This is a genomic window from Pseudoalteromonas luteoviolacea, assembly GCF_021654285.1.
Taxonomy (GTDB): Bacteria; Pseudomonadota; Gammaproteobacteria; order Enterobacterales; family Alteromonadaceae; genus Pseudoalteromonas; species Pseudoalteromonas luteoviolacea_J.
In genome coordinates, this window is sequence record NZ_JAKFZS010000024.1 from 59,872 (window position 1) to 78,553 (window position 18,682).

Below are 18,682 nucleotides of genomic sequence, written 5' to 3' on the forward strand. Positions count from 1 at the left end.
TTCTCGCTATCCTGAAGAACGTCACACTCCAATGTTAAAATAGACTCGATTAGCATCAGTTTTCGTCGTCCTGGCGAATGTCAGGAGGTATGTGTTGCTTATTTTTTTCGTGCCTTACAAGTACCACCGTATTGATACGTTTGAGCGAATTGCTTTTTGATGATGGTTAAACAGGGCCCACAAATAAACCGCCATTGAATATTATTGTCATAACGACACCGGTACATGACCTCTTTGCTTTGCTGGCATTGTGTGCAAGTTTTATGGCGTAATCGCATGATATCTATACTTAATGTTATATGAGAAAAGTGCCGCTAAATCACGTACTCAGGGTGCTCTACTCTCCATGCACTCTTATGTGTAAGAATACAATTTATAAAATGGATTTTTTGAGTGAACGTAATTTAGCTGACAATATAGATACGAAATTGCCTGCGGTTCGATCAATATAGATAAACAGGTAGCAAGTATCTTGCTGTGTGCTCAGTCACAATCGTCGAGTGTTCCCGCATGTGTTTTGCATTTTAAATGAGCGATTTATCCAATTTTATGCAGTACAAAAATATAGGGGTGGTAGATATTGGCTGTTAGAAAATATGACGATAATGACTTCTTCTTTCCTCGATAAGTAGTACAAACACATATGCCGTAACAAAGCGTGTGTATGGCCTCATGCACTCTTCATTTGTTACAGATTGGTGTATTATTGCGGTATCGAAAACGACATAATTTAAACAGTGAGTAAAGAGTCATATGGCCAGTACAGCACATGCACTGCACATCTTGGTAAAGCATAAAGAGCAAGCGGAAGATATCCTCAAGCAGTTAAAAAAGGGCGCTAAATTTCAAACCCTTGCGAAGAAGCACTCGACCTGCCCATCTGGTAAAAAGGGCGGAGATTTAGGAGAGTTTAGACGCGGGACCATGGTTCCTCAGTTTGATAAGGCCTGTTTCTCTGATGAAGTGTTGACACCTCAATTGGTTAAAACTAAATTTGGTTGGCATATTATTAAGGTGTTATACCGCACTTAACACCTAATAATTAATGACTCTGATCGCATTGATTACCTGTGATTATACTTGAGCGTGTATTATTTTTGAGCTAGTTTAATGGACTGATATTTATAAATTAAGTTAACTATTTATACATAGCTTTCAAGGATTGGAGCAAACTGATGGAAATTAATCGAAATAACATCGTTACAAATCAGCAAACACTCACTGGTAGCGAGCAGTCTTCACTTACAAAGCAACTGAAAGAATCAAGGATACAATCTGAAGCGCCTACAACCTCGGTAAAAGTGACCTTAGATACTAATGTGGGCATCAAAGAAGAGCATTTCAAAGCTGCTCAGGAAGAAGCGGTAAGAGCCACGCTTGCTTATATGGATACAATGGAAAAGACACAGCAAGCACTGAAAACTAGCCTAAGTGAATTTGATAAGTTCAAAGCAGAGCAGGCTAATCAAAACCCGCATTTAGATTTAAAGGATTTAGACTTATACCAAGATAAAGAAGGTAATTTAAAGCTCAGTAGTGGCAGGCTTTCTTCTTCACAGATAAATGATTTGGAAGCGGCTTTGTCTGGCAATGAAAAATTGAAGGACGCCTTTACTCAAATACACAGTGGTATTGTTGACAGCCTCAAGCATAGAGATTCCTACCTGTATGCTGATTTAAATTCGTCTTCTTTAAATGGGTCTATCAGATTAAATGAACTGACACAGCAATATGATAAACAATTTCATCCTGAAGGTTTTGGAGAAGAATATAAAACACTCTCTGAGCGCTTAAATGTAGAGGCCGGGCTGTTTGGTCATTTTTTATTAGAAGCCGTGAACCCAACAATACGTACTTCTGCATAGGTATACAATTTAAGGCGTAAAACGCTAGGTTTGGTGCTGTTTAATGCAATTAAGCCGCATGAAAACATGGAAGTGGTACAGGGTTTTCTAAGCATATAATGATTTATTGGAGACCATACAGAACCTGACTCCATTGATTTTATTAATTATATAAATTCGAGTTGAGTTTTTAAAATTGTACGTGTATTGTTTAATTGATTTTAATAAAAGGAAATTAAAATGAAACTCAAACTAAACGTAAATAAGAAAAATATTAAAGCGTTAAGCGCCAACAACTCAAAGCTTCCAGTACAAGTAACACCTAATGTTGCGGGTGGTTGGTACAAAACTTACCAGTGTACTTATCACTGTTATACACAGGAACCTCACTGTAATACAGTAGAGCCGACACGTCAGTCAGGGTGCTGTAATTCAACTAATTGTTGATTAGCATGAAAGGCAAGCGTTGCTTGCCTTTATCGTATTGGCAGTAATTAAACAGCTCTAACATATCAATAAAGCGCGTTTATATATTAAAAGCTCTTCTATTTCCCCTGCATTTCTGACGGCACACCTTCTCTGACAATCTTACCATCCTTAATCTCTATAATACGAACCATCATTGAAAGCACATCCTAAGAGTGTGCGATAGAGATAACCGTTTTACCTTTCATGAATGTTTTTATGGAGGTAATTAACTCAGCTTTTAATTTTGGGTCTAAGGCACTTGTCGCCGCACCTAATAACAGTATTTTTTGTCTCTTAATATGGATCTGGCAAATGCCAGACATTGATGCGGTCTCCCAGATAATTGCCCACCATTTTCAGACATTCAAGTATTCGACCCTTCTCAAATCAGTGCAGTCAATCGGGCCCTATCAATGGGGTCAGAGTTATTGGTCTCTTTAAAATTGCGAAAGAAAACTACCAAAAGGTAGAGTTTTAGTAGTTATATGGCGAGATTATTGAAATTAAACTTATCTCATCTACCGCAATAAGTTATTCATCTAGATAATAAATGGGAAGTGAAGTTTATTGAAACGAAGGGTTATGCTGTTTATCTGGATAAGTTAAAGATTATGCAAATAAATTTGGTGCGTAAATTCAGGTATGTGTATTGATGATGAGTCACGTTCACTTATTAATGACTCTAACTAAGTCTAATTTTACTAGCAAATTAACATAGTCCTTGAGGCGTTGTTTCGTTCATTATTTTTATGATACTTACCAAAGAACAGGTGCTTTGTGGGAGGGGCGACATAAATCGACGTTAGTGGATATTGAGCGATCTTTTCTGCTAATAAGTTATATATTTAATTAAACCCAATCAGAGCGAATATGGTGTCATAACGTTCGAATACACTTGGCCTAATTACTCGCATAATACGCTGTGAAAATATTGAGTTATTGACAGAGCATGACGTTTATTTAAATTTTGGAATTTCATCTCAAAGACGGCAGCTAGAATGTAAGCGCTTTAAACAGCTGTATTGTCGGGTAGAAGAGTGACGCCTTTGCAGTGTGAAGGCGACAGAAAGTCTGAAAGTGATAAGGGGCGGCCAACAACTAATGACTATGACCCGATTGATAAAGTGCATGGGACAAACGACCCATGCACGACTTTAAATTTTATGGAGATTATTAAAGACTGCCATATGTATGCAACTGGCTATGAAAGCGAAAAACTTCGTTGGGGAATGTTATTCTGCACATAATATGGCCTTTATGCTTGTATCTGAACATACGCGCTTGCATACCAGTGTCTATTTTGGCTTTTGCTTCTGCAGACATAGGGTAGTTATCTATGAATTCATATTGGCATATTGTTATTGGTCCATAATAAGACTGAGTAGAATTATCTAGGTCTTTTGCCGAAGCTGATGCGGTAAGCGGTACTAGCAGTAATAGAGAGGCAATATGTTTTTTCATTGTATTTCCTTATTTAAATTTAATGTTAGCTTCCAAGGTTAATATAACTTAATCAGGTAACTGTTCAAAAGTATTGTTTTAAACTTGTGTGTTTAAAATAAATAAAATAAACAATGTCTTGTTGTTTTGGTGCGGTTTGGTTTGTATGTTAATTTATATTTATTTCAGTGGTTTGGGTTTGAATGTTATGATTTTTTATTTTTATATTTAGAGTTTTTAAATTTCCATTTTGTTTTTTTTATTGGTTTTTCTGGTAGGTTATTCATCTTTTCAAACTTTTCTATCTATAGTGCGAGGTGTCATTGGAAGTACATCATGAGAGTGGTTGAGAAAGGTAATTATTTTATCTTTATTAAATTTTTTATGGGGTGTTAAATTGGAATTTTAATTAAAATAAAAGTGATTTATCTTAATGTAAAAAAGATTTTCTGTCTTTTAATCTGGTTTTGGTGAATGCCAGGTGTTGGTTTTTTTAGGTAATTTACCACCATTTTCACCAATTAAAGTAATCGACCATTTTTCAATAAATAAAATCAATCGTTTCCTATTAATGGGGGCAGAGTTGTTGGTCTCTTTAAAATTGCGAAAGAAAACCACCAAAAAATAAAATTTTAGTAATTATATGGCGAGATGTTGGAATTAAATTACCCAATGCGCCGCAATAAGTTATTCAGCGAGGTAATAACCGAGAAGTGAAGTTTGTTGAAATTCAGCATGTGTATTGAACACTTATTACTGACTCTAACTAAGTCTAATTTTACTAGCAAATTAACATAGTCATTGAGGCGTTGTTTCGTTCATTATTTTGATAATAGTTATCAAAGAGCAGTATTTTATGGGAGGGGCAGCACAATCGACGTTAGTGTATACTGCGCGATACTTTTTGCTAGTGAAATTCTATATTTAATTAAACCCAGTTAGAGCGACTAAAGTGTCATAACCTGAGAAGCACCCTTGGTGCAGTTATCAGCATAATTCACTGTGAAAAATATTGAGAGATTGACAGAGCTGATGTTCATTTAAATTTGGAGATTTCACCTCAAAGACGGCATGCAATATGTGGGGGCTTGGTTTTGAGCGCTTTAAACAGCAGGTTGAAGCATTATTTGGTAAAAGGGTGACGCCTTTGCAGCGCGGGGCGACAGAAAATAATCAAGACATAGGGCGTTAGCCGATAATCAATGACTCTGAGCCCATTGATAAAGTGCATGGGTGAAGCGACCCATGCACGGCTTTAGATTTAGTCGTGATTAATAAATTGTTCCATAAGTATGCCACTGGCTATCAAGGTTATAAATACCACCATTTTTATATATTGGGCCTTGACACTGGATGTGGCCTCTATGTCTGTATCTGAGCATATACGCTTGAATACCAATATCTACTTTTGCTTTCACGTCTACAGACATAGGGTAGCTATCAGAGTATTCATATTGGCATATTGTTATTGGTCCATTGTAATACTGAGGAGAAACATCTAAGTCTTTGTCCGAAGCTGATGCAGCAAGTGGTGCTAGTAATAATAGAGAAGCAATATATTTTTTCATTTTATTTCCTTATTTTAAATTTTAAATCATTGTTAACTTCCGAGATCAATATACCTGAATTAGAACTGGGTTCAAAAAATGTTTTTTAATTTTTCTTGTGAAAAATAAATAGTATAAACAGTGTCTTGTTGTTTTTGGGTGCTTTTTTTCACATGTTAATTAATAGTGGGTTCAGTGAGTTGGATGTAAATGTTATTGTTTTTTGATTGCTGTTTTTTTGATTTGTTTTTTTAGTTTGCAGTGTTTTTTTAAATCTTTTTGCTGGTTTTTTGATCATTTTTGATTTTTACGTGCTGGGTGTAAAATAAAAAACCAACTTTTATGGGTTTTTATTAATTATGTTGGCAGGGGGGCCGTCTTTTATAATCTTGCCATCCTTAATCTCTATAATACGGTCCATCATTGAAAGCACATCATAAGAGTGGGCGATAGAAATAACGGTTTTACCTTTCATGAGTTTTTTTATGGAGGTAATAAACTCGGCTTTTAATTCAGGATCTAAAGCACTTGTCGCCTCATCTAATAACAGTATTTTTTTGTCTCTTAATATGGCTCTAGCAAATGCCAGACGTTGACGCTGCCCGCCAGATAATTGCCCACCATTTTCTCCTATAAAAGCAGCTAGCCCTTTTCGACCACGCGCGTCGCTATAGTCTTCTACAAACTCTAACGCATTGGCTTTTTTGAGGGCTTGTCTAACAGACTCTCTGCTGACATTATTTAATCCAAACGCGACATTTTCATAAATACTTTGGTTAAACAACCCGATATCCTGATTCAAAAAGCTGATTTCATTACAGACTTTATCGGTTGGGTAATCTTCGATATTTTTACCATCGATATAAATACCACCGCTTTCTATTTCATCGATGCCTGAGAGCATATTAAGCAAAGAAGACTTACCAGCACCAGAGGGGCCGATGATCCCGACTTTTTCACCTGATTTTATTTTTAAAGATAGATCGGTAAATAGTGGTGCTTTGTTTTCATAGGCGAATTCAACATTTTTAAAGGTAATTTTGCCGTTTGATACATTGAAACTCCCCTCGTCTTCGAGCGGTTCAATATCTTCCAAAAACTCATTGACGACTTCTCTGCCTACGGTGACTTGGCCCCAAGAAACAAAAAAGGCATCAAACTCTTCTTGGCACCACTCAGATAGTGAGATCACACGATAAACCAAGGCTAACACCATAGAAAACTCACCGATGGATAGGCTATTATTGATCCAAAGCTGCAAACATAAAGCCCCCGTGCCGACGACTAAAACCCCGTTGAGCAGCCCTACCACGGACGCAAAATTAGAAAAAACCCGATACTCTTTTGCCACTACTCTACGGTGACGCATTGCCCATTTCTGCGCAAATTGCTGCTCATAGTCATCATTTGAGAGCATTTTTACTGTGCGGATACGGGCAAAACGCTCTGTGAATTTGCCTGTGATCTCTGCGCAGCTTTGTGCTTCTAGTCGGTTGGTGGTTTTGGCTTTGGGGATCCACTGTCCTAACAGCATGGCTAAGAATAAACCTGTCCAAATTAAAAAGGGCAGTGTCAGCCAGCCGTCGATATTGCCCACATAAAGTAGTAAAGCCCCCAAAAATGCCAGTAAAAAACCGGCAAAACCACAAAACTGTAATACCACATCGATGATGGCCTCAGAGGTATCGACTATGACTATGGCGGTTGAGCCGGGATCGTCTTCTTCATGGTAGCTTGCAGGTGAGGCAATAAGTGTACGATAGAGCTTAATTAAGGTATTTTTTTGTAGGTTTGGTCCTAATAATTGATGAAAAACGAGGTTTTTAACTAGGGTAATGGTCGGAATGACCACAGCAATTGCGATGGCGACAAACGCAAGTTCGTAGCCTTTGTCATTGAGGGTGACGCTACTACTTGCGGTATCGAGCCAGTCAACGAGCTCACCCAAAAAATCGAAAGTGACAATCTGTAAAATGCCGCCTAGCAAAGAGATAAAAAAGGCGACCACTATCCAGCCAGAAAACTCTTTAGTACATTGACGGATAAAGGGCAGGTTATGTTCGGCTTCATTTAACTGGCTATCAAAAGCGTCTTTGTGGCCTAGTTTTTCGAATAACTTAAATAGTGATTTCATCGCTTTGTGTGGCACCTAGATGTATCTAGTAAAGCTCATGCTACGTGGCGTGAGCTTAGAATGAATAAGCCACTGAGACGAATATAGTGTTTCGTTTCAGTGGCTTGTAATGCATACCCCGCTGCTTTTTAGCAGACAAGGCTAAGTTTTATTCGTCGTCTTCATCGTCGTTGGATGTTTCTGGCGTATAGTCATCCCAGTCACCCGCTTCTGGCATAGATAACTCATCGACGTTTTCACATTTGATTGCATGATTGACGTACTCACGCATGTCTTTAGATAAGAAGAACGAGCCAAAATGTGCCTCAGGCGAGTAATATTTTGTTTGAATATCTGCCTTGTTATAACGCGCTTCTATTTCTTCCAGTGAGAGGGTGTTAATGGTGCCACTGCGTGTTGCCCAGATAAATGCATGTGAGCCGCCAAAGTAGTCATAGCAACCACCCATGTAAATACCAGCTGGATTATTAAACGCTTGCGTTAAGCGCGATACCATAGACTGCATCATATAAGGTTCAAAGTAAGGCGTGCCGCCTTGAGCGACCAAAATGCCGTCTGCTTTTAGCGCAGTTAAGCAATTGCTAAAAAATGACTGAGTGAAAAGTGTTTCAGATGCACCACCGTCTGGATCTGCGGCATCTAAAATGATTAAGTCGAAGCAGTCACTATACTGTGAGATGATGTCAGCGCCATCACCAATACGCAGCACAAATCTAGGGTCATCAAATGCACCATTGTTTATCTCTGGTAAATACTTGCGGCTCAATTGGATAATTTGCTCGTCAATATCGACCATCACGACGTTTTCTACGCTGTGGTGTTTTAATACTTCGCGTGCGCTACCGCCATCACCGCCGCCAATAATGAGTACATTTTTAACCTTGCCGTGAAATAAAGTCGGCACGTGCGCCATCATTTCATGATAAATATGCTCACCTTTAGTGGTGACCTGAATGCCATCGTCAATGCGCATTACTTTGCCAAGGTGGCGAGTTTCAAAAATACTGACATCTTGAAACTCAGTTTCCACATCGACCAAATCTTTTTCTGAACGAAGTGCAACGTGAACGCCACTTGTCATTTGCTCGTAGTGCCATTTAATCTTAGTCATTTGCTTGAGTACTCCGTTTATTATGCGGTTTGCAGGGTTGGCTGAAATTGGCTGTGTAAAAGTGGCTGAAATTCGCCTGCATCAGTGACAGAACCTCCTCTGGTGAGGGAGTTAACTAGCATTTTTCCTGGCTGAAAGTGTGCTTCTATCACTGGTAGGCATAATTCAGGTTGTGCATCACCACACATAAAAATGTCCATCGCAGCAAAGTTATATTCAGGCCAAGTGTGAATAGAAATATGACTTTCTGCCAAAATGATCATGCCCGATACACCGCCATTTGTTTCGAAAGGGTGTAAATGGGTTTTCAAAATTGTCGCATTTGCAGCTTTGGCACAGTCAATCATCATTTGCTCTATGCGCTTCTCACCAATGAGATTTGAAGCATCGAAGATATCGACAGTAATGTGCTGACCTAACGGGTTCACTAACTCTGGTTTTGATGAGGAGATATTCATTCTTTTACTCAGTGTCCTGTATTAATGTGGCTCTGGGTATAGGCTTCATATCCAAAGGCACTGGCATAGGAAAAGCAATCTGCATCGTGCTTTTCCGAATACAGATATTCCAGCATTGAAATGTGCAACGATTGTGGAAAATGCAATGTGGGATTAAAAGGTGTTAAGAGATATCAAAGGAGTTGAAGATGTTTAATTCTTTGAGTGGTCACTTATTATTGTCGTGAATAGGTATCTAAATGCATATAAATTGATGGAAAACCTGTCACTTTGAGCTATTTAGTCGTTTAGATCTAATTTATTTCGGCATTTAGGAAATGTACTACACCCCCAAAACTTAGTACCAAGTTTTTGACCTTTTTTAGCGGTTCTTATCACCATTTCAGCCCCACATTTTTTGCAAATTCGACTGTCCGATTTGCGCTTTACTAATGCTTTGACATGCTTAATATGCTGGCGGTCAGTCTTAAACCCAGGCCTCAATCGTCCACTTTCAATTTGTTTGATAATTTGCTCGACTTCATCGTCTGTGAAAATATGAGTTGTTTTACTTTTAATATATTTAATACCGCCTCGTGCATACTGCACATTATCTGGCATTGTTGTTTTAAAAGTACTATCGCCAATAAATATAATGACGGAAAAAATAGAGGCTTTATCAATATTTAAATGTGACTCGAGTGTTTTTATGTGTTTATGGTTTTGATGTAATGGGTTTTGGAATTTAGCAGTGTGTTTGAAAATTTTTTGAGTCCATGTTTTTTGAGCGAAACCGCCATAAATCCACCCTTTCATATTCTTGGTTTCAATAACAAAAATACCAAATTGTGAGACAATGATATGGTCTATTTGTGTAGTCCCCTCATTGGTTTCTAAAGTCACATCTTTAATCAGGTGATAAACTTGCTTATCTAAGAAAATTTTGATGAGTATATTTACTAGCCATTCACCAAAAATACCTTTGAACCAAGCTGATTTAAAGGTGGTAATAAAAATAAAAAAGGCAGCCAGATATCCCAGCCCCGTTTGCAACATATTAATTATCTTTGTGAAATTCATTTATCAATCTACTTATCCTTATTTAATTAATTTACGTTAAAAAAGTAGCGTTTATCAAATTATTTATTGCTTTGTCCCTGAGGTTTGATTATCATGCGCTCGTTTAATTAACCATCAACTAACTGTAGAGGAGTAAAAATCATGACATTGACATCATTATCCTTTGCAGGTCTTGTCCGCTAAGTAGCAAGAAGCTATCTCATAATCCTTTTTTCAAGGTCATAGCTTTTTGGTAAAGCTACGCCCCGGTCAACTGACCTGCCAATACGTTTTTCGTTTTAAATCCTATTTAAAGGTATTGGTACTATGGGCAAATCCGTCCAAAAGATCACTGAAAACGTTAGTCTTATTGCATCCAAAGAGACTTGGATCGAAGGGCTAGCCGTACAGCAACTGATTAAAACATCAGAATTAACAGGCATGCAGCGCGTTGCGGGTATGCCAGATTTACATCCTGGCAGAGGCTATCCGATAGGTGCCGCATTTTTTACAGTAAACACACTCTACCCAGCATTGGTGGGCAATGATATTGGCTGTGGTATGTCATTGTGGCAAACCTCGGCGAAAGTATCCAAAGTCAATCTGGATAAAATGGCAAAGAAGTTCGAGCACGTTGAATGCCCATTAGATGATAGTTGGGCAGACTATGTGGCGGCTCGAAAGTATGACAAAGAGATCATGAATAATGCGTTTGACCATGCGCTGGGTACCATTGGAGGTGGCAATCACTTTGCTGAGTTTCAAGCCATAGATGAAATTTATAACCAACTGGCGCTAGATGAGCTTGGGCTCAATAAGCAGCACTTACAGCTACTCGTGCACTCAGGGTCACGGGGGCTGGGTCAGTCGATATTGGTCAATCACGTTGCGGCTCACAATCATGATGGGATAACGATGACCCATGCAGGTGACCAACATAGCGACTTTGAAGATTACATTCAAAAGCACGATGAAGCCGTTCGCTGGGCTGAATTGAATCGTGAGTTAATCGCAAAGCGATTTTTACAGGCGATCCGCGCCACTGGGAACTGCGCACTGGATGTAAATCACAATCTAGTATCGCCGAAATATATTGCGGGCGTACAAGGTTGGTTGCATCGCAAAGGTGCCACACCCAGTGATCAAGGTTATGTGGTCATACCTGGCTCTCGTGGTGATTATAGTTACCTCGTAAAACCGCTTGAGGGATCAGAGGAAAAACAGATCACGAGTCTATATTCATTGGCACATGGTGCAGGTCGAAAATGGAAACGCGGCGAGTGTCATGGCCGATTGAGTCACAAGTATAAACGTGCAGATCTGTATCGTACTTCACTGGGCAGTCGAGTTATATGCGGTAATAAGGAGCTGCTGTATGACGAGGCTCCTCAGGCATATAAAAAATGTGAAACTGTGATCAGCGATATGGAGGACGCGGGGTTAATCGAGGTCGTGGCTAGGTTAAAGCCCGTTTTAACCTTTAAGACCAATGGGGGTTGTTCATCATGATATTACTGCAATTATCATCAGGGCAAGGCCCAATAGAATGCTGTAAGGCCGTTGGTCTAGCATTGCGCGCAATAGAAAGGGAATGTCAGTTAAATGGGGTCGCTCTGACCATCGTCGATACCGTACCTACACAGCAAAAAGGCTGTTTTAAGTCGGCTTTGGTCCAGCTAGAGTCGCCCAATCAAGCGTGTGCAAAGCAGTTGGCGCGTGCTTGGCAAGGCGCCATGTTATGGGTGTGTCAAAGCCAATATCGGCCTAAACACAAGCGTAAAAATTGGTTTTTCAGTGGGCAAATGTTTGAGCTTAATGAAGCACAATTTAATCGCAGTGTGACATTTCAAACGTGTCGTGCATCAGGGGCTGGCGGCCAGCATGTGAATAAGACAAATTCGGCAGTCCGTGCAATACATAATGAAACGGGGATTGCTGTGCGAGTAGAAAGTGAACGCAGTCAGCATGCGAATAAGCGGTTGGCGAAGGTGTTACTGTTTCAAAAGTTGGAATTGCACAAACAGAAGCAGATGACATTGCAAGAGCAAGCACGTTGGCAGCAGCACTTAGACCTTGAACGAGGTAACCCTGTGAGGACATTTAAAGGAGATAAGTTTGTCTTAGCCTGCTAAGTGCAAACGCTTAATTGGAATATGACAAAGTTGCTTTTTATATGCAGTAGAAATCAATGGCGTAGTCCGACCGGTGAGCACGTTTTTAAACACCACCCTGAGGTTGTCGCACGATCTGCTGGGACCAGTCCCAATGCAAAAAAGACGGTGTCGGTAAATGATATTCAGTGGGCTGATGTGATTTTTGTGATGGAGCACAAACACAAACAACGATTGCAAACTCGGTTTACGCGTCTGTTAAATTATAAAGACATCCAAGTGCTCGATATTCCTGATGAATATCAGTATATGGATGCAGAATTGGTTGAATTGATAACCTTGTCCGTTGACGATTATTTGAGTCTGTCTACATATTGATAACAGACTAAATAAATGACAAGAAAAAGAGAGGATAGAGCGATGTAATTTCATCATGGCACAGCAACTTAATACTCTTATTTGGCAGAAAAAATGAGACTGTGTGGCTGTGCCTATTTCACCGAAAGCTAGTGTAAAGCTAGTCATTTAGTTAATAATTTTGGAGAAATATGATGAGAGTAAAATACCCTCGTACCCCTCATTTACCTTGGTCATCGGGTGTCACTCGAGACGACGTTCGACAAGGTGATCTAAGCCAATTTATTGGCAAGCAGGTTATTGTCACAGAGAAAATGGATGGTGAAAATACCACGCTTTATTCAGATTATATGCACGCGAGATCGATTGATGGGCGTTTTCACCCATCCCGGGCTTGGGTGAAGGCGCTGCAAGCTCAAATTGGCTATCAAATCCCATCTGGGTGGCGCATTTGTGGTGAAAATCTCTATGCAAAACATTCAATCGCATATCACGCGTTGCCGAGTTACTTTTTGGCTTTTTCTGTCTGGAATGACAAGAATGAATGTTTGAGTTGGCAACATAGTACACGCATTTTTGAGCAGCTTGGACTGTGTACGCCAAAGACCTTATATTCCGGAATTTGGTGTGAACATGCCATTAAAAATATCGCCGTGGATACACGTAATCAAGAAGGTTATGTGGTGAGGCTGGCAGATGAATTTCACTATGATGAATTTGCGTTTGCGGTTGCAAAGTGGGTGAGGCCAAATCATGTTGTGACCGACACGCATTGGATGCACGACAAAGTGATAACAAATGGGTTAATGGAGAAACCAAATGGCTAAATCGAACCCGTTAAAAAGTTGGCTAGATAGCTTAGCGCACGGGCACTCGCCGGACTTTGACGAATGTCAGTCATACTTAGCGTGTTATTTTCCACTCCTCAATGAGTTTATTAACACCGAGCAAGATGCACGTTGGCACGCCGAAGGGAATGTTGCTATTCATACCAATATGGTTTTGAACGAGCTGTATGATTTGCTTAGGACTGACGCTGAACATATTAAGGGTGAAAAGCGTCAAGCGTTGATTTTATCTGCTCTATTGCATGATATTGCCAAGCCGATAACGACACGGCGTAAAGAGATTGCCGGTTTAGAAAGGGTTGTTGCGCCAAAACATGAAGACATTGGCGCGAGCTATTTGGCCCTGAGATTGATGGCGCTGCCTTTGTGTCACCGCGTCGTGATGATGATTTTGGGGTTAGTAGGTTTTCATCATATGCCCAAATTATTGGTGGTAAGGGATGGTGTATTCAATGACTATCTTCAACTCTCTCTCTGTGCAGACTTAGAGCTTTTATTCTGGTTGGAAATGGCAGACATGAATGGCCGGATTTGTGAGGATGTAGACTCGCAACTCGACTTGTTAGCGCAATTTAGAATGTTTGCTGAAGAGTATTGTTTATGGGGAAATTGCAATCCTGAACAGATGTATCTGCAAAATATTCAAGTGAAAACCTCTGAGTCTCAGCAGCGATTTGTTGATGGGTATGCGATACAACAATTATCGCAAGGCGCCATTGTGCTACCAGAGGAAGCAATCGCAAAAAACTACCAAGCTTGTCAACACTATAGTCATTTTTACGTGATGTGTGGATTAAGCGGCAGCGGTAAGTCTACATGGATCACACAGAATTTACCGGGGGTTGAAGTTATCTCTCTCGATGAGATCAGAGCTGAACTCAATGGCAGGCGAGGTTGTCAAAAAAATCGTGGTCAGGTATTGCAGCTCGCTAAATCCCGGTTAAAAACAGCGCTTGCACAAAAGCGGGATGTGGTATGGGATGCGACCAATATTCGGCAAGATTTCAGGCGTGTTTTATGTCAGTTAGGAGAGCGCTATGGTGCACTTGTCACCCTTGTGGTTTTTCACTTGCCTCCTAATGTGATCTATCAAAATAACCGAGCGCGCCACCATGTCGTAAGTGATGAGGTGCTGTCTGAGCAAATAAAGAAGCTGCAATGGCCATGGCGCACAGAGGGACATCGCATGCTATTTATTGGAGAGCATGGTCAAGCGTTGTCGAGGTATGGCACATTTTAAACCCATTCATGGGAAGATCTCAGCTCAAATAAGTGAGCAAATTGTTATTTATTTTATTGAGAAAAAGGATATGAGCTGTGGTTTCATATTCTTTTTTATGTTTATAAGTGATGAGTTTTTAATCGTTTATATTCAATAATAGCAAGAAACAGCCCGTCACATATTTCTTTATTTGAGTACTCTGAGAGCTTCAAGTTTAGCTTATTTTTGCAAGTTGATTTAACTAGATTGTGATACATCCTCAATGATTATTGATCTGAGAGTGGAAATAATAAAGGTCGAGTAATGATAGGTGGGTCACTATAAGTATTGCAGATAAATAAATGCTTTTGTCTTTTTTTATTTTATTTTCTAGTGTTTTTTACTTAATAATTGTATTAAATATTTAATATTGGTACATTTATTACTCAAATTATTTTGGGATTATAAAATCAGCACTTTGAGTTCTAGGGTGCTTTAACAACCATAAATGTATAAAGGAATAATATACAATGAAATATTTGAACAAAGCTTTAGCTGCAAGCGCGCTTGTACTTGGTATGTCTGCAAACTTAGCATCGGCAGCACAGGTCACCATCTCTGAGCATAACTATGGAGGTGGGATCATTATTGAGACTCTGGACGCTGTGTTAGACGATAGCCAAGCGGGTACCTTTTCTATGACGGTAAGTGAAAACCATTTCACTGTCAGTGCAACAGATAGCAACGGTCGTAGGTTTAGTTGTCGTATGAATGGCATTGTTACTTATGACAAGCCTGATTTACTTGAAAAAGTAACGAATATTGCGTCCGCTTTCTCAGCAGGTGACAGAGTGCAAGTTGAGGTACAAAAAGGCGTTTTACCTCAAAAATGCCATGTCAAAAAAATCTTAAACTTTTAATTTAGTATGATGGCTAAACTTGCATAGGCAAGTTGAATTCTACTTTTTGGGTCAGTCTACTGGCCCATTTTTATTTATACCAAGTGTGAATACGGGTGACGAATAGGCCTGCTAACATCAATTTTGATACCACAATAAGTATGGTATTTTATGGGGATGCGAATTTAGACAAGAACGCCTTCAGTGACTAAAATTTGCTTGAAAGTATCTCGCCTTAACTGTCGGTGTACATAAAAGAGGATGCGGCTGCGGCTAATTTCACGTAAAATTACGCCGTTATTTATTGGCATTAATTTTAGTGCGCAATGCGCATGTATAGACTCACCTTATTACTCAGCAAGTTAACGCTCGATAGCGTATGGCTTGTTTGAAGGCAATTATGAAAAAAACATTTGAATTAACTCACCCGAAAGTAAAACTAGCAAGACGCGTTGACGCGGTTAAATTTGAAATCAAAAAATATCTAAAGCGTGAGCGTAATAAAACGCTACCAGAAGGTGCTGATTTTTGGGATTTTGATTGTAAGTTTGGTAATACTGAAGCTGAAGCACAGCCTGTACATGTTTCACAAATCAACAAGTTAATAGACCAAACACAGCAAGAAAACCTGACGTCTTTTTATGTTGAAATTCTAGCAAAAGCAGGGCATAGGCAAGTACGTACTGCAGAAGATGATACCGATCTGTAACGCAAGCCGTCAGTAAATGAAAGCGGGGCCGATGATAATATCGCCCCCGTTTATCTGGCATTTTTGCGTTGGCCATTCGATAGCGGTTGCGCTGTATTTTAAGTAAGACTAGCTAATAACACCATCACCTGACTATGTGCTTAAAGCATAAAATGACATTGCTCCAAAGTTAAAACTCTCTAATGCCATTGAGCTCTATCTCGCTATATTCCAATCCATAAATCTCAAATACAAAGTCATACAGTTTGTTACAGGAAAGAAATAGAAAAGCAGCAATTATCTTGGCAGTTTAAAAGTCGAGATGTTAGTAAATAAACCTAACCCAAAAAAGGAACTTGTAATGAGATTAAAGAAACAATATGTAGCAGGCTTGGTTTCAGCGCTTTTATCAGTGAATGCATTGGCAACAACCGATCGTGATTATGAACACCGATGGCTCGACCCAAATGGCGATCCTATGCTGGCTCTACAGTGGAACTTGCTTAATTCAGGTGTACTGAATAACTCACAGTCGGGGGCCGACTTAAACCTTTGGCAAACACATATTTGGGGCCACAAAGGTCAAGATGTGCTTGTCGCTGTGATCGATTCTGGTGTTGATGTGAGTCATAGTGATTTAGCTTCCAACATGATTGATGACCCATTGATTGATGCAGTTCCTGGGCATCGTTCAAGTCATGGCACCATGGTCGCAGGGATCATTGCAGCGGTGCAAAACAATGTTGGAGTGAGAGGGGTTGCTCCTGAAGCGACTATGGCGTCCTTTGCGAATTATGGCGGTACGTTTGACAGTCATGAGCAATGGAAAGTGAGTCACGGCTTTGACGGGAATAACTTGGATAACTCAACTGCTGACAGGGTTCGAGTTTTTAACAAAAGTTATGGTATGAGCCCTGCTGTGAGTTTGCCTTACACCTTCTCAAAAACTGTGAAAGATGCGCAGGATAATGAAGTTTTATTTTTTAGCCTGCCAGAGCAAGAAAAAATCTATGAGGCGGTATCTTTATCAACACATTTAGACCCGCGTACTGCTGTGTATGTTCAAGCGGCTGGTAATGCTTATGGACGTTCTCGCATTCACTATTTCACTGAGAACAGCATCGCTTATTTAGGTTATGCAGTTCCAGCTCAAGGCAATCATGGTTTGCCATGGACAAATAGTAATTCATTTTATACAACGGCTAACTTTTGGAATTTATCTGTTAGTGCACTCAGTGCAAATGGTGCTTTATCAAGTTACTCCACTGTCGGCAGTAGTGTTTTCCTGACTGCTCCGGGTGGCGGTGACCGAGGAACCCCAGGGCATGCGACGCCGCGGCTCTCTTGTGATTTTATCGTTGAAAATCTAGATGCGAATTTTGATTGCCGTGACTATGATGATTTCACCGTAAGAATGAATGGCACCTCTTCAGCGGCACCAAATACATCAGGTGCGATTGCATTGCTGTTATCCGCAGCTGAACAGCAAAACCACGATCTGACACCGCGTGATATTCGCCATCTACTCGCACGAACGGCGACTAAGGTCGACCCTGCTCGTGGAGATATTGAAGTTAATGGCATCACGGGTCTAGAGGGTTGGTCAACTAATGCGGCTGGGCATGCGTTTTCTCCTTATTACGGGTTCGGCCTGTTAAATGTCGATAAAGCGACTGAATTGGTGCGACGTTATGCCATTGAAGACTTACCCTCCGAACTGGTAAAAACGCCTTGGTATGGGCTTAATAGCGCAGTAGATGCACCGATCTATGACGATGCAACACGAACAACGACGGCAAGTATTAAGGTAGAAGATGACCTAATTATTGAGGGCGTACAAATCCGTCTTAATGCAACCCACACGCGTATTTCCGATTTGAAAGTTGAGCTTGAGTCGCCAAATGGGACGCGTAGTATTGTGATGTCACCGTTTAACAGCTTAATTGGTCAGAACCTAGCGCTACCAGAGCAGGCTCCTGGCAGCGAAGCAGGTTATAATGATCATCTGATGTTGAGTTACAAGTTCTGGGATGAAAAAGCCAATGCGGGTAATGGTGAGTGGAAAATTCATATTACAGATATGAATAGTGAGCCATTAAACTTTACCCTGTATGTAGATGGCGAAGGTGAAGCCGTGTCGGTTGCAAATAATACGCAACCGGGCACGCTCGATAACTGGTCAATTCGTATTCTGGGCCACAAAAATAAAGTCACCAAGAAAAAAGCGCTGTGAGTCTGTTCTAAGTAAATCAGGTAAAGCGTTTAGCTAAATACAAAATTAAGTTGATGGGGCACTATTAGGCCCCATTTTTTATGCGCCCTGTCTTCAATTGCACTTAATCTACGCAAAGCCACCCTCTAGTACACCATTGCTGCATGAAGATTCAATTTATGATGGATATAGCTAACGAAACAATAACGGCCTTAACGCTTAAAGGCATTAGTCAGCATTGTGCGACGAGGAAGTCTGAAACTGGCTAAAAGGCAAGTAGACTATAATATTTGGATTCATTAAGGTCTAATTAATAGACCCTAATG

Annotated in this window: 18 protein-coding genes; 11 read left to right on the forward strand and 7 right to left on the reverse strand. The window is 40.1% G+C overall.

The features are described 5' to 3' along the window. Window positions 1-753 precede the first annotated feature (753 nt). From ppiC to L1077_RS19975, 3 genes are all read left to right on the forward strand, one after another. Window positions 754-1,032: a peptidylprolyl isomerase PpiC gene (gene ppiC / locus L1077_RS19965; RefSeq protein ID WP_237138669.1), complete on the forward strand. Its 279-nt coding sequence runs from the start codon at window positions 754-756 to the stop codon at window positions 1,030-1,032. A gap of 143 nt (window positions 1,033-1,175) precedes the next feature. Further along, window positions 1,176-1,865 (forward strand): hypothetical protein, encoded by a 690-nt coding sequence (locus L1077_RS19970; RefSeq protein ID WP_237138670.1) that lies wholly within the window; start codon window positions 1,176-1,178, stop codon window positions 1,863-1,865. Between the two features lie 219 nt (window positions 1,866-2,084). After that, the gene (locus L1077_RS19975) at window positions 2,085-2,291 is read left to right on the forward strand and encodes a hypothetical protein (RefSeq protein ID WP_237138671.1); all 207 of its coding nucleotides are present in this window, start codon (window positions 2,085-2,087) and stop codon (window positions 2,289-2,291) included. Between the two features lie 188 nt (window positions 2,292-2,479). On the opposite strand, the gene L1077_RS19980 is transcribed toward L1077_RS19975, so the two are convergent. The 7 genes from L1077_RS19980 to L1077_RS20010 all read right to left on the reverse strand — a co-directional run bounded on the left by L1077_RS19980 (window position 2,480) and on the right by L1077_RS20010 (window position 10,061). Beyond that, window positions 2,480-2,635, reverse strand: a complete 156-nt coding sequence (locus L1077_RS19980; RefSeq protein ID WP_237138672.1) for a hypothetical protein — start codon at window positions 2,633-2,635, stop codon at window positions 2,480-2,482. Window positions 2,636-3,485: 850 nt separating this feature from the next. Then, a complete protein-coding gene (locus L1077_RS19985) occupies window positions 3,486-3,773 on the reverse strand; it encodes a hypothetical protein (RefSeq protein WP_237138673.1) in 288 nt (95 codons plus the stop codon). Window positions 3,774-5,023: 1,250 nt separating this feature from the next. Further along, window positions 5,024-5,320, reverse strand: a complete 297-nt coding sequence (locus L1077_RS19990; protein WP_237138674.1) for a hypothetical protein — start codon at window positions 5,318-5,320, stop codon at window positions 5,024-5,026. A 319-nt stretch (window positions 5,321-5,639) separates the two neighbouring features. Then, a complete protein-coding gene (locus L1077_RS19995) occupies window positions 5,640-7,433 on the reverse strand; it encodes an ABC transporter ATP-binding protein (RefSeq protein ID WP_237138675.1) in 1,794 nt (597 codons plus the stop codon). A gap of 148 nt (window positions 7,434-7,581) precedes the next feature. Further along, a complete protein-coding gene (speE, locus tag L1077_RS20000; RefSeq protein ID WP_237138676.1) occupies window positions 7,582-8,544 on the reverse strand; it encodes a polyamine aminopropyltransferase in 963 nt (320 codons plus the stop codon). A gap of 20 nt (window positions 8,545-8,564) precedes the next feature. Then, entirely contained in the window at window positions 8,565-9,002 is a 438-nt protein-coding gene (gene speD / locus L1077_RS20005; RefSeq protein ID WP_237138677.1) for an adenosylmethionine decarboxylase, read from the reverse strand. Window positions 9,003-9,281: 279 nt separating this feature from the next. Next, window positions 9,282-10,061 carry an NERD domain-containing protein gene (locus tag L1077_RS20010; RefSeq protein ID WP_237138678.1) on the reverse strand — a complete coding sequence of 260 codons (780 nt, stop codon included), beginning with the start codon at window positions 10,059-10,061 and terminating at the stop codon, window positions 9,282-9,284. 306 nt (window positions 10,062-10,367) lie between these two features. On the opposite strand from L1077_RS20010, the gene L1077_RS20015 reads away from it, so the two are divergent. The 8 genes from L1077_RS20015 to L1077_RS20050 all read left to right on the forward strand — a co-directional run bounded on the left by L1077_RS20015 (window position 10,368) and on the right by L1077_RS20050 (window position 18,377). After that, window positions 10,368-11,549, forward strand: a complete 1,182-nt coding sequence (locus L1077_RS20015) for an RNA ligase RtcB family protein (protein WP_237138679.1) — start codon at window positions 10,368-10,370, stop codon at window positions 11,547-11,549. Continuing rightward, a complete protein-coding gene (gene prfH, locus L1077_RS20020) occupies window positions 11,546-12,172 on the forward strand; it encodes a peptide chain release factor H (RefSeq protein ID WP_237138680.1) in 627 nt (208 codons plus the stop codon). Before L1077_RS20015 ends, prfH begins: the two co-directional genes overlap by 4 nt. Before the next feature lie 21 nt (window positions 12,173-12,193). Continuing rightward, complete coding sequence (locus L1077_RS20025) at window positions 12,194-12,529, forward strand: low molecular weight protein tyrosine phosphatase family protein (protein ID WP_237138681.1); 336 nt, start codon at window positions 12,194-12,196, stop codon at window positions 12,527-12,529. Window positions 12,530-12,699: 170 nt separating this feature from the next. Beyond that, window positions 12,700-13,335 carry an RNA ligase family protein gene (locus L1077_RS20030; RefSeq protein ID WP_237138682.1) on the forward strand — a complete coding sequence of 212 codons (636 nt, stop codon included), beginning with the start codon at window positions 12,700-12,702 and terminating at the stop codon, window positions 13,333-13,335. Continuing rightward, window positions 13,328-14,596 (forward strand): AAA family ATPase, encoded by a 1,269-nt coding sequence (locus L1077_RS20035; RefSeq protein WP_237138683.1) that lies wholly within the window; start codon window positions 13,328-13,330, stop codon window positions 14,594-14,596. The genes L1077_RS20030 and L1077_RS20035 overlap by 8 nt, the downstream gene beginning before the upstream one ends. Window positions 14,597-15,087: 491 nt before the next feature. Continuing rightward, on the forward strand, window positions 15,088-15,477 hold the full coding sequence (locus tag L1077_RS20040) for a hypothetical protein (protein WP_237138684.1): 390 nt from the start codon (window positions 15,088-15,090) through the stop codon (window positions 15,475-15,477). Between the two features lie 379 nt (window positions 15,478-15,856). Next, window positions 15,857-16,165 carry a DUF6172 family protein gene (locus tag L1077_RS20045; protein WP_237138685.1) on the forward strand — a complete coding sequence of 103 codons (309 nt, stop codon included), beginning with the start codon at window positions 15,857-15,859 and terminating at the stop codon, window positions 16,163-16,165. 340 nt (window positions 16,166-16,505) lie between these two features. After that, window positions 16,506-18,377, forward strand: a complete 1,872-nt coding sequence (locus tag L1077_RS20050) for a S8 family serine peptidase (RefSeq protein WP_237138686.1) — start codon at window positions 16,506-16,508, stop codon at window positions 18,375-18,377. Window positions 18,378-18,682 lie beyond the last annotated feature (305 nt).

Bases quoted from the DNA above. Each gene is read 5' to 3' on its own strand.
- ppiC (WP_237138669.1), top strand. From the start codon at position 754: ATGGCCAGTACAGCACATGCACTGCACATCTTGGTAAAGCATAAAGAG.
- L1077_RS19970 (WP_237138670.1), top strand. From the start codon at position 1,176: ATGGAAATTAATCGAAATAACATCGTTACAAATCAGCAAACACTCACT.
- L1077_RS19975 (WP_237138671.1), top strand. From the start codon at position 2,085: ATGAAACTCAAACTAAACGTAAATAAGAAAAATATTAAAGCGTTAAGC.
- L1077_RS19980 (WP_237138672.1), bottom strand. From the start codon at position 2,635: ATGTCTGGCATTTGCCAGATCCATATTAAGAGACAAAAAATACTGTTA.
- L1077_RS19985 (WP_237138673.1), bottom strand. From the start codon at position 3,773: ATGAAAAAACATATTGCCTCTCTATTACTGCTAGTACCGCTTACCGCA.
- L1077_RS19990 (WP_237138674.1), bottom strand. From the start codon at position 5,320: ATGAAAAAATATATTGCTTCTCTATTATTACTAGCACCACTTGCTGCA.
- L1077_RS19995 (WP_237138675.1), bottom strand. From the start codon at position 7,433: ATGAAATCACTATTTAAGTTATTCGAAAAACTAGGCCACAAAGACGCT.
- speE (WP_237138676.1), bottom strand. From the start codon at position 8,544: ATGACTAAGATTAAATGGCACTACGAGCAAATGACAAGTGGCGTTCAC.
- speD (WP_237138677.1), bottom strand. From the start codon at position 9,002: ATGAATATCTCCTCATCAAAACCAGAGTTAGTGAACCCGTTAGGTCAG.
- L1077_RS20010 (WP_237138678.1), bottom strand. From the start codon at position 10,061: ATGAATTTCACAAAGATAATTAATATGTTGCAAACGGGGCTGGGATAT.
- L1077_RS20015 (WP_237138679.1), top strand. From the start codon at position 10,368: ATGGGCAAATCCGTCCAAAAGATCACTGAAAACGTTAGTCTTATTGCA.
- prfH (WP_237138680.1), top strand. From the start codon at position 11,546: ATGATATTACTGCAATTATCATCAGGGCAAGGCCCAATAGAATGCTGT.
- L1077_RS20025 (WP_237138681.1), top strand. From the start codon at position 12,194: ATGACAAAGTTGCTTTTTATATGCAGTAGAAATCAATGGCGTAGTCCG.
- L1077_RS20030 (WP_237138682.1), top strand. From the start codon at position 12,700: ATGATGAGAGTAAAATACCCTCGTACCCCTCATTTACCTTGGTCATCG.
- L1077_RS20035 (WP_237138683.1), top strand. From the start codon at position 13,328: ATGGCTAAATCGAACCCGTTAAAAAGTTGGCTAGATAGCTTAGCGCAC.
- L1077_RS20040 (WP_237138684.1), top strand. From the start codon at position 15,088: ATGAAATATTTGAACAAAGCTTTAGCTGCAAGCGCGCTTGTACTTGGT.
- L1077_RS20045 (WP_237138685.1), top strand. From the start codon at position 15,857: ATGAAAAAAACATTTGAATTAACTCACCCGAAAGTAAAACTAGCAAGA.
- L1077_RS20050 (WP_237138686.1), top strand. From the start codon at position 16,506: ATGAGATTAAAGAAACAATATGTAGCAGGCTTGGTTTCAGCGCTTTTA.